We start from the raw sequence: 10,251 nt of genomic DNA on the forward strand, positions 1-10,251 counted from the left end.
ACATCATCGAACTGTCGGGCGGCAATCAGCAAAAAGCGATCATCGCAAAGTGGCTTGCGGCGCAAAGCGACCTCTTTATCTTCGATGAACCCACGCGCGGTATCGACATAGGCGCGAAGGCTGAAATCTATTCGATCATGCGCGGCCTCGCGAACGAGGGGAAGGCGATCCTGATGGTTTCATCGGAGTTGCCGGAACTCATTGCGGTGTGCGATCGCATTGCGGTGTACAAGGACGGCACGGTGGCAAGCACGCTTGCGAACGCCGACGCCACGGAAGAATCGATCATGCAAGTCGCCACCTCATGAGCGACCACGAAGGAGGCAAAATGAACCCATCGAATACTTCGGGTGCGCCGTTGCCGGCCGCACCGCGCCGCGATTTCGCCACGATCTGGCAGACGTATGGCACTTTCGGCATCCTGGTCGTGTTGCTGATCCTGTGCAGCATTGCATCGCCACAATATTTCCTCACCCGCGACAACCTCGTGCAGGTCCTGTTGCAAAGCTCCGTCATGGTGTTGCTCGCGTGCGGCGTGTTCTTCACCATTCTGATTGCAGGGATCGATTTGTCGATTGGTTCGGTGCTGGCGCTGTCCGGCATGGTCATGGCCAAGCTGATGATGGCGGGTTTGCCCGTCTGGCTCGCGGTGCTGATCGGCGGCGTGGGCATGGGCGCGTTGCTCGGCGCCATCAACGGCGCCCTGGTCAATCTCACGCAGTTGCATCCCTTCATCATCACGCTGGGAACGGCGGCGATTTATCGCGGTGTGACGCTCATCGTGTCGGATTCGCGTTCGGTATTCGGCTTCGACCGTTCATTCACAGATGTCGTCGCCGGGCGTGTTTTCGGCGTACCTGTACCCATCATCATTGCGGTCGTCGTGGCGGGTTTCCTGTTGTTCCTGACCAAGTTTACGAAACTCGGGCGCAACATCTACGCGCTCGGCGGCAATGCGCAAGCCGCGTTTTATTCAGGCATCAGCGTGAAGCTGCATACCATGGTGGTGTTCATCATCGCGGGGACATGCGCGGGTATCGCGGGCATTGTCACGACCGCGCGGACCGCTGCGGCCGAGCCGAACGCGGGCGTCGGGTTCGAGACCTTCGCCATTGCGTCGGCGATCATCGGGGGGACGAGCTTCTTTGGCGGGCGAGGGCAGGTGACGGGCGTGGTCATTGGCGGACTGATCATCGGCGTGATCAACAACATCCTGAACATCATGAACGTCGAGACCTATTATCAGCAGATCGTGATGGGCGCGCTGATCATTGCGGCAGTCACGGCCGACAAGCTGTTCACCCGGAAGTCCCGCTAGGTTTCCCAATCAATCAGATCTGCGGTGGACGCGTGTCGACGTTGACCGCGTTCCCGCTTCAGCCATTCCCTTCCTGGAGCATCCCGTGTCCTCGATTCAAGCCGCAGAGAAAATCCGTCTTTTCATCGCGCCCTCCCCGCGTAACGTCGAAGACATTTTCAGCCCCGCCGATCTGGAACGTCTTCATGCGCTCGGCGAAGTGTTCATCCACGCAGATGGCCCAGTGACCGATGAAATCTTCAACCAGCACGCAGCCGATGCGCACATCATCGTCGGGCAGCTCGACATGCCGTCCGAACGTCTGACGCGTGCGGTGAATCTTCGCGCGATCGTGAATGTGGAGGGCAACTTTCTTCCGAATGTGGACTATGCGCAGTGCTTCAGACAAGGCGTGCGCGTGCTGAACGTGAGCCCGGTGTTCGCGGAACCGGTGGCGGAAGCCGCGCTTGGCATGGCAATCGATCTGGCTCGCGGGATCAGCCATGCGGACCGGCGCTTTCGCAACGGCACCGAACAATATGGACTCGATGCCAACCGGGACGCGTTTTCGCTTTATGGCGCGCCCGTGGGGTTTATTGGCATGGGCGATCTCGGGCGTGCAATCCTGCCGCTCATCGCGCCGTTTCGTGGCGTGGTGAAGGCGTTCGATCCGTGGTTGCCGCCGGCATACCTCGAGTCGCTCGGTTGCGAGGCGGCGTCGCTTGAGACGGTCTTGCGCGAGTCGCAGGTCGTGTTCGTGGTGGCGGGCGTGACGTCGCAGAACCAGGGATTCCTCACGCGCGATGAATTTGCATCGATGAAACAAGGCGCCGCGTTCGTGCTCGTGAGCCGTGCCGGCGTGGTCGATTTCGATGCGATGCTCGACGCAGCCGCGTCAGGGCATATTCGTGTGGCGACCGATGTCTTTCCCGAAGAGCCGCTCGCGCCGGGACATCGGGCGCGTTCCATCGATACCGTGTTGCTCTCGCCGCATCAGGCCGGCGCGCTGAGTGCCGTGCTGCGTGAAATCGGCCGTCGTGCACTGGCGGATATCGAACTGATCGCGCGCGGTTTGCCTCCCGTGATGTGCAAGATCGCACAGCCCGAGACAGTCGGCCTGATGCGCAGCAAACCGGTGGCGAAGAGCTGAGCGATGCTGAGCCGCATATCGCACTTTGCAGGAATCTCCGATACTCGCCGCGAGTTGAAATGGACCGCTTATCGCGGATGGAACGCGTTATCGATGCGCCAGGGCGTGGTCGAGTTGACTGTTGTGCCCGCCATTGGCGGAAGGCTGATGAGCATCCGGGATGAGGGCGTCGAGCTGGCCTACGTCAACGACGCGCTTGCCGGCCACGTGCCCGACTGGAGTGCGGAGCAATGGCGCACGCTGTGCGGCGAATGGGATTTTCCACTATGGGGTGGCGGCAAGACCTGGGTTGCGCCGGAGTCGGACTGGCCCAAACGCGCGCCACAGCGCGATCTGGACAGCGGTTCTTACGAAGTCGTGAGCACGTGGTTCGACAGCCGGTCGATGGGCGTCGAGTTGCTGAGCCCTGTATGCCGGCAAAGCGGCTTGCAGGTCCGGCGCCGCATTGTGTTGTCAGCACGCGATGGCTCATGGACAACGTTGCATGAACTCAGCAACCGCAGCGAGGTGGCGCGGCCATGTGCAATCTGGGACGTGCTGATGTTGCGGCGGCCTGGCCGGGTTGACGTTGTTATCGAAAACGCGCAGCGGGACTGGCGGGAATCGGTGACGTCGTTTCTCGCTAAAGGCCCATTGGGCGATGTCCGTGAATCCGGTTTCGTGACGGGTTCGAGCAAGCACGTCACGACACGGTGCACCGAGCCAATCGAGTTCAAACTGGGCATCGATAATTCGCCGGGTGTAGCGCACGTAGTGTTCGATCTGCCGGAGGGCAGGCATACGTTGAGCAGGCGCTTCCCGGTGTTCCCCGATGCAAGGTATGCTCATGGCTCGCCGCTAGAAGTCTTCAACGCACCGCGACTGCCCTACTTCGAGATCGAATCGCACGGACCGCTGGTCGTCTTGCAGCCGCGTGAGTCGACCACTTTGAGCGTGGTCGAAGCGGTCACGGGCGGCGTTGAGGAACATCGTTAGCGTTTGCCGGTTGGACATCATTCATCTTCCTCATGCTGCTCACTCAAGTCGAATTCCGCACCTCCTGTCTTCTCTTCGACATGGATGGAACCCTGATCAATTCACATGCGCCCGTGATTCGTGCGTACACGGACTGGGCGGCGCACCACGGGCTCGACGCCGCCATGGTCCTGCGCGAATGCCAGGGGCGGCGCGTGATCGATACGGTCCGCGCACTGGCGCCGCCGGGAACGGATGTGGAAGCCGATACCGCCGCGCTGAAGCAGCGTGAACTCGACAACGTGGACGGCATTGTCGAGATACCGGGCGCACTTGCTATGCTGGCATCGCTTCCGGACGATCGCTGGGCGGTCGTGACGTCCGCCGAACGGCCGCTTGCGATACGCCGCATGCAGGCAGCAGGACTGCCCATTCCCCGCTTCCTTTTTACTTCCGACGACATTGCGCGCGGCAAACCTGCGCCGGATGGGTTTATCGCGGGTGCGAAGGCGCTGGGAGCCGAGCCCCAGCAAGCGCTCGTGTTCGAAGATTCGGCAGCCGGGATTGCATCGGGACTCGCGGCTGCGTCGAAGGTGATCGCGTTGACTTCTACGCTTGACGTGGCGCAGATCGATGCCCTCGGGCCTTCAGGTTATCTTCACGATTTCCTTGGCGTCAAAGTGTTCGAAGACCAGGGCCAGTTGCTGTTCCGGATAGCCTGATCGGGTCATTTATCCTTGCCGCTTCCGGCATGCTGGAAGACGCCGCGCGCCATTGCCGCCGCGCGGCCAACGCCCGGAAGCAGTCCGATCATGTCCGATCGAATCATCAGGCCGACCAGCATGACGGTGAGGGTGGCTTCGCCGATCACGCGCGCAACGGCCATGCCCATGGCGCCATATAAAGGCGCGAGAAACAGCGCCGCAGCCAGGTTGGCAAGACCCGACGTGATCCCGGCTATGGCAAGCAAGCGGTCTTTCTGGCGCGGCACGAACACATAGAACGCGACGAACTCGTTGAACGCGGCGAACGGAAACATCACGGCGAGACACTGCAAGACGTGTGCGCTTGGAGTGAAAGCCTTGCCGAGAATCAACGGCATGAGGAACGGCGACAGGCTCAATGCGGCCAGCAGCGCAAGCACGCCGTACCCCATCAACAACGTCGCGCCGCGCCGGCTGCTGGCGCGGGCGCCATCGGTGTCGCCTTGTGCGAGTTGCCGCGAGATGGTCGGGATAAATACCTGGGCGGCCGGACCCATCAAGCTCAACCCAATGGTCGCAAAACGTTCGGCGGCGCCGAAATATCCCACCTGATCCGGCGAAGACAGCAACGTAAGCAAATAAGTCGACGACGCCGTCAGCACAGCCGACCCCGTTGAGTAAGCGAACAACATGGTGGACCCGCGCATCAGGTCCATCACGCCGCTCACCCGAAATTTCGGCAAGCCCACATGTGCAAACGTCAGACCGTACGAAATCACTGATGAAATCACGCCCGCAATCAGCAGGCTCGCGACGACCCATACCGAGTCTTGCGGTCCTCTGACTATCGATAAAATGAGAACGAGGCTGATCGCAAAGCCGATGACCTCAATGATGATCGGCGTGCGAAAACGCTGGCGTCCCTGAAACAGCCAGCCCAGGTTCAATGCGGACACAAGCCCGAGCATGGTAGCCAAAAGCCCCATGAGAGGCCGCTCGGAGAGCGTAGGCGAGCACAGCGTGGCGATGACACCGATGGCCAGACCGACCGCACCGGTGAATATCCGTGCGCTCGAATGCAGGGAGAACACATCGTTGTGGTGGCTGCGCTCAGGAGACTTCGCGACATCGCGCATGCCGACGAAAGTGAACCCGTAGCTTGCAAGCATCCAGATCACGTTCATGAGTGACATGGCCGCAAGCACGCGCCCATATTCCGTCACGCCAAGCACCCGCCCATAAAACGGAATGACGATGATGAGATAGAGATACCTCATCACATAACCGCCGTACACGAACACTAGGATCTTGGCGTTTTCTTTTTTATCCATACTTCTTTGTTTAAGCCCGCCAGGCGGCGTAATTTATCGCCTTGTTGCGAAGCTTAGCGTGCTGCTGCGCGACGGCGACCTAGCGGGTTGGCAATATAACGGACCGCGAAATCCGACAAGGGTGAATAAGGTACGAGGCACATGCTCGACAACACGAGCGTCCCGACTTTCTTTTTAAGGCTCCAGAAAGGGTTTGCAATAATCGAATGCAAATAACTGCGCGACTCTCTCATCATCCAGCCCCAGCGAGTTGCAAGCGGCGCCTGATACACGCGGGAGCAAAAATGCGCCTTCTCGTGAGAGAAGTCGTGAAACGATACCGGTAAATCGACTTTCAGGCGCGAGTGTGCAATGTTCTGCAAGGTCGCCCATCGCATGCTGAGCGCGCTCGATCCCTTGACCATGCTCTCTGCGTTTGCAAACGACACGCTGGGCGCACTCGTATGATGCACCCGATATCCACCGAGCGACTTGGGAATCGTTGCGACGGAACCCAGCAACACGACACCGTATATGGCGTAGAAATCAGCGCCGTAGCGGTTGATGGCTGACTCGGGCACCGGAAAAATCTGCTTCAAGGCACTGACGCGATACGCATTGCCCGATGCCGGCGGCGACGGGTACAGCCATCCGCGCTTTAGCAACGTGCCGCAATCCGCCGGCGGCTCCGAATGCGGTACGTGTACTCCCATCAGACCGCCAGCGGAGTCGATCACGTCCAGGCGGAACTGGACCTTCGCATAGTCGCCGCTCTGGAAGACGCGCATCACGTCAGACACGGCACTGGGATAGAGAAGGTCATCCGAATCCAGCAGGATCGCGTGGTCCGTATCGATGATATCCACGGCGCGATTGTAGGCCGAGACCTGGCCTCCGTTTTCCTTGAAGACCGCCGAGATACGCGATCCATATCCATCGATAAGCGCCCGCGAGCCATCGGTCGAACCGTCGTCGACGATCACCACGCGCGTGGCCGGATAGTCCTGGGCAAGCGCCGACTCGATTGCCTGCGTGAGAAAGCGCTCGTAGTTGTAGTTGCAGATGACGATCGTGACGGGTTCCATAGGGCCTCGGTGCTGGCTAGAGATTCCATGCGGCAATCGAGAGAGTCTGTCAGGCCAATTCAACAAAATCGGCCCATGCGACGTCGCAATTTCGTCAGATCTCGAAAGTGCAGGTGATTGAAGGACTGTGGTTGGAAGTCAGGATCAGGACTTGAGACGCGATTTTGCGCGATGCGCCAAGCCTTGCAACAAGCCGACCTGGGACCCGAAATTCGTGCTTGGAGCAAACTACTATGCTGCAGTAAAGCATAAACCGCCGAGAACGTCAGACGCCTTTGCCCGGCGCAAAGTCTGGAGCTATTGGCCGATTAAGCTGAGGAATTAGCAGTGGATTTTCGCGTTCGGCTTCTTATCTTTTTCTGCAATAAGCTTGTAACGAAATGGTGGTATCCGCATATGCTCAGTAATTCTTAACAACTACATTATATTGCCTTACATTTTCATTATGTATCTTGACCAATACGGGTAATTCGTGACTTACTGTGCGCCTGCCGACGGAGGATTCCGGGTATGCTTGGGAAGAAGGGGGCGCCCGGGGTAGTATTGGCGTCCTAAATAAATCCATACAAAACTCTGGAAATGCACGATGCGCGTTGATGTTGAGACATTAGTCAGAAAATCCATTAAAAAAGCGGCACGCCACAAGTTCGACAAGGATCATGAGTCGCAGGCCCGAATCATATTCAAGACGCTTGAGAAGAAAAACGGCAAGACCGACCCGGTCAACTTGAGGCTGGCTGATGCTTACGCGCAGGAGGTACTCGGCAATGCCCGTTATGCACCTTGGCTCCGCGTCTATGCCGCGTTCACTGGAACGTTCAAGGAAGGCTGGATTCCCGATAATTATTATGGGAGCGTCGTCGTACCCCGAATGAAAGGATCGTACGGAAAGATATCCAGCCTCAAGCCCTTATCCGGCATTATTTTTAGCAGCGATACTTTTCCGGATATCGCTTACTTTGTTAATGGGCTGTTCTTTACCTCTGATCATGTTGCAGTTCCTGAAGCCGAGGTCGAAGCATTTGTTTTCCAAAACACGGAAAAAATCGTATTTAAAGTCGACAGTTCGTTCCAAGGAAAGGGCGTTTTCTTTTTCGACCGGGAAACCTTCAGTGTCGGCAGCATAAAGGCGTTGGGAAATGGCGTAATTCAGCGATTCATTGTTCAACATCAATTGTTCAATGATTTCGCATCGAATGCTGTGGCGACTTTAAGGATTACATCAGTCGTAGATGATGCCGGGCTGATTTCCATTCGTGCATGCTTTTTACGCCTTGGCCGGGTTGCAGATACTCACATTCAACCGGACAGCGAGATTTGCGTGCCCGTGGATCTGGCTAACGGCAAACTGTACGCGCAAGGTTACCTGGCGAACTGGATGGCGCTCGATGAGCATCCGGATTCCAGAATCAAGTTCGATGGCCTGAGCGTACCGGCCTTTTCGAAATGCGTCAGCACCGTGCTTGAACTTCACAAGAAAATTCCCTTTGCCCGATGCGTCGGATGGGATTTGACCGTCGATATGAACGGCAATGTTCAGGTCATGGAATGGAACGCCGAACATAACGACGTCAAGTTCAGCGAGGCCACGCAAGGTCCCTGTTTCTCCGACTTGCGATGGGAGCGGTTGAAACCCTCCCGGAAGAGCTGAATCAAAGCACACGCTTTCAGGCTTCATCTTATCTGTTGATCTTCGCGCTCCGCGCGGCGAAGATCATTGTTTAATTAGTTAGGATTGCTACCATTGTGGGCAATCGGCCCGTTTTCCGGGCTCGCCTGCGAGGAGTGCAGGCAGATTACTCGCCCTCATCATTCTCTCCCAATCCTCTTCAAAACACCGCCCGCAGTTATTCATTCGCGCGTCCGTTAAAAAAAAATTTAAGCAGACGCTAAACATTCGGACGTCATTGCCGTTAATGCGGTTGAAGATGCGCGCGGATTATCGCCGTCATCCCGGCTGACCGCCATGCAATTTATTAGCAGGCGAGCTCGTCGGTACCCCATCGAAGCCAAGCTGTGTCTGGCTCGTAATTCGTCATACAAAAACTTTTCGTCGACCACTCCGACGTTGGAGAAACTCGTCATGCTCAGTCGCCGTTCATTTTTGAGTCGCGTTTGCGCCTTCGGCGGCAGCTATGCGCTCGCCGGATGCGGAGGCGGCGGTGGCAGCTCGGACTCCTCAGCGGCCTCTAAAGGCGTAAGTGTTGCCGCAGCGCCCACCGGGAGCAGCGCGGTCACCGTTACACAGCCTCCGGCTGCTGCCGCCGCGCCCGTTGCCGCCAGCGGCGCTGCATCGGAAGTCGCTGTACCCGACGCCGCAGCGTCGGAGCCGGTCGAAGTTCCCGATGACTCGGCGGTCAAGGCTGCATCGGGCATGTTCTATGGCATGAACGGGCACTACGACTACCTGTACACGCCGTCGCAAACTGTCGCGATCCTGCAAGCCCTGGGATGCACGTCGTATCGACTGACATGCTTCGACGCGAAGTCGCTGAATGCGCTGGTGAATATGGCGAAGGCGTTTGTCGGTACTGGCATCAGCCTGTTTGTCTGTATCGATGAAAGCCTGACCGACGCATCCGGCGTGGTCTGGACCAGCGAGGCCGCCGCGTACAACCAGGGTTTTCAATCCGGATCGACCATTGCCGCCGCGCTCATGCCATATGGCGTCACCATGTACGAATGCGGCAATGAACTGACACGCCGCTCACAGACTGTTATTGATTCATCGTCGGCGGGCAACAGGGTCACGGATTTCAATAACACGAACTGGCCGGCAATGCGCGGCGTGATGCGCGGCATGATGGATGGCGTCAGGTCGGTGCAGCCGGGCGCGAAGTGCGGCATCAACTTTTGCGTGGCGGATATCGGCGCGTCCGATGCACTCTGGGACGGCACCCAACCCGATGGCACCACAGGTCATCCGCAACTGCGCTGGGACATCACGACGTGGCACAACTACGAGGTCTACGGGGATATCTTCAACATCGGCGTGAACGGTGGCGGCCCGAATTTCGATCTTCCTGCGTACTGCAAGAAGCGCTACGGCGTGCCGTTCATGATCACGGAGTGGAACGCCAATCCCGAGGACAGCCAGGCATTTCGCGCGTCGTACATTACCGAGCGGCTGACCCGCTTCTACGCGGCGCGCAAGACGGACAACATCGAGTCGGTGATGTACTACGTCCTGGACAGCGGCAATACGTCGTGGGGCATCTTGATCGACGGCAAGATCGTCGACCCTGAGTACAGCGCCATGCGCAATTTCATCCTCGCGAATCCGGACACTTGATAGGGGCTTGCGTACGCTCGCTCCTGCCTGATATCTCTCACCCACACCGCTATCGGGCAGCTACCGCATGGCAAATCCATCATGGATTTAGCGAGCCGCCGGGCGCTGACCGGTTTCAGTCAGGAGGAAAACGAACAGTTGGAGGTGCTGCTGCTTAGCGTGCACGCGAACCTGGACGCCGCAGCGGACGACCAGGAAGATCGAGACGCTTGAAAACGAAATACGCGAGGTCCGCCTCCAGACCTCGTGTCATGGTGCTAACGCCCGATCAAAGTACCTAGCGGTGCGAGCGGGACGATCGGATAAAGCTCGAAGGTCAGCAGATCATCGACACCAAGCGGCAGTGCCTTCAAGAGGCTATCAGCTTCTTCGACGGAATCGACGCTCATCAGAAAGATCACGCCAACACCGTTATCCCGCATCCAGAATTGTTCCATCTTGCCGTCGAGGTACAACTGC

Annotated in this window: 10 protein-coding genes and 1 pseudogene (1 of these 11 cut by a window edge); 8 read left to right on the forward strand and 3 right to left on the reverse strand. The window is 58.1% G+C overall.

Going from position 1 to position 10,251, the window contains the following annotated elements; translation table 11 throughout:
• The 5 genes and pseudogenes from ACFFAR_RS07970 to ACFFAR_RS07990 all read left to right on the forward strand — a co-directional run.
• Positions 1–308 (forward strand): annotated as a pseudogene (locus ACFFAR_RS07970) (sugar ABC transporter ATP-binding protein); it begins 1,207 nt to the left of the window's first position.
• Positions 309–328: 20 nt separating this feature from the next.
• Positions 329–1,318 (forward strand): D-allose ABC transporter permease, encoded by a 990-nt coding sequence (alsC, locus tag ACFFAR_RS07975; protein ID WP_062002336.1) that lies wholly within the window; start codon positions 329–331, stop codon positions 1,316–1,318.
• 85 nt (positions 1,319–1,403) lie between these two features.
• Complete coding sequence (locus tag ACFFAR_RS07980; protein WP_375507723.1) at positions 1,404–2,447, forward strand: hydroxyacid dehydrogenase; 1,044 nt, start codon at positions 1,404–1,406, stop codon at positions 2,445–2,447.
• A gap of 3 nt (positions 2,448–2,450) precedes the next feature.
• Positions 2,451–3,422, forward strand: coding sequence for a hypothetical protein (locus ACFFAR_RS07985; RefSeq protein ID WP_375507724.1), 972 nt, complete (start codon positions 2,451–2,453; stop codon positions 3,420–3,422).
• A 32-nt stretch (positions 3,423–3,454) separates the two neighbouring features.
• Positions 3,455–4,123 (forward strand): HAD-IA family hydrolase, encoded by a 669-nt coding sequence (locus ACFFAR_RS07990; protein WP_174364924.1) that lies wholly within the window; start codon positions 3,455–3,457, stop codon positions 4,121–4,123.
• A gap of 5 nt (positions 4,124–4,128) precedes the next feature.
• On the opposite strand, the gene ACFFAR_RS07995 is transcribed toward ACFFAR_RS07990, so the two are convergent.
• A complete protein-coding gene (locus tag ACFFAR_RS07995) occupies positions 4,129–5,436 on the reverse strand; it encodes an oligosaccharide flippase family protein (RefSeq protein WP_174364923.1) in 1,308 nt (435 codons plus the stop codon).
• 53 nt (positions 5,437–5,489) lie between these two features.
• The gene (locus tag ACFFAR_RS08000; protein ID WP_375507725.1) at positions 5,490–6,500 is read right to left on the reverse strand and encodes a glycosyltransferase family 2 protein; all 1,011 of its coding nucleotides are present in this window, start codon (positions 6,498–6,500) and stop codon (positions 5,490–5,492) included.
• Between the two features lie 586 nt (positions 6,501–7,086).
• On the opposite strand from ACFFAR_RS08000, the gene ACFFAR_RS08005 reads away from it, so the two are divergent.
• The 3 genes from ACFFAR_RS08005 to ACFFAR_RS08015 all read left to right on the forward strand — a co-directional run bounded on the left by ACFFAR_RS08005 (position 7,087) and on the right by ACFFAR_RS08015 (position 10,005).
• Entirely contained in the window at positions 7,087–8,151 is a 1,065-nt protein-coding gene (locus ACFFAR_RS08005; RefSeq protein ID WP_174363565.1) for a sugar-transfer associated ATP-grasp domain-containing protein, read from the forward strand.
• Between the two features lie 432 nt (positions 8,152–8,583).
• A complete protein-coding gene (locus tag ACFFAR_RS08010; RefSeq protein WP_174363564.1) occupies positions 8,584–9,792 on the forward strand; it encodes a hypothetical protein in 1,209 nt (402 codons plus the stop codon).
• 81 nt (positions 9,793–9,873) lie between these two features.
• The gene (locus ACFFAR_RS08015) at positions 9,874–10,005 is read left to right on the forward strand and encodes a hypothetical protein (RefSeq protein ID WP_256701002.1); all 132 of its coding nucleotides are present in this window, start codon (positions 9,874–9,876) and stop codon (positions 10,003–10,005) included.
• A 44-nt stretch (positions 10,006–10,049) separates the two neighbouring features.
• On the opposite strand, the gene ACFFAR_RS08020 is transcribed toward ACFFAR_RS08015, so the two are convergent.
• Positions 10,050–10,251, reverse strand: a 202-nt coding sequence (locus ACFFAR_RS08020; protein WP_375507726.1) for a hypothetical protein, incomplete at its 5' end; no start/stop codon positions are given.

Source organism: uncultured Caballeronia sp., from assembly GCF_964243625.1.
GTDB lineage: Bacteria > Pseudomonadota > Gammaproteobacteria > Burkholderiales > Burkholderiaceae > Caballeronia.

What these genes read in the sequence shown, in the direction of transcription:
- ACFFAR_RS08000 (WP_375507725.1), bottom strand. Translation starts at nt 6,500, where the DNA reads ATGGAACCCGTCACGATCGTCATCTGCAACTACAACTACGAGCGCTTT.
- ACFFAR_RS08010 (WP_174363564.1), top strand. Translation starts at nt 8,584, where the DNA reads ATGCTCAGTCGCCGTTCATTTTTGAGTCGCGTTTGCGCCTTCGGCGGC.
- ACFFAR_RS07990 (WP_174364924.1), top strand. Translation starts at nt 3,455, where the DNA reads ATGCTGCTCACTCAAGTCGAATTCCGCACCTCCTGTCTTCTCTTCGAC.
- ACFFAR_RS08015 (WP_256701002.1), top strand. Translation starts at nt 9,874, where the DNA reads ATGGATTTAGCGAGCCGCCGGGCGCTGACCGGTTTCAGTCAGGAGGAA.
- ACFFAR_RS08005 (WP_174363565.1), top strand. Translation starts at nt 7,087, where the DNA reads ATGCGCGTTGATGTTGAGACATTAGTCAGAAAATCCATTAAAAAAGCG.
- ACFFAR_RS07985 (WP_375507724.1), top strand. Translation starts at nt 2,451, where the DNA reads ATGCTGAGCCGCATATCGCACTTTGCAGGAATCTCCGATACTCGCCGC.
- alsC (WP_062002336.1), top strand. Translation starts at nt 329, where the DNA reads ATGAACCCATCGAATACTTCGGGTGCGCCGTTGCCGGCCGCACCGCGC.
- ACFFAR_RS07995 (WP_174364923.1), bottom strand. Translation starts at nt 5,436, where the DNA reads ATGGATAAAAAAGAAAACGCCAAGATCCTAGTGTTCGTGTACGGCGGT.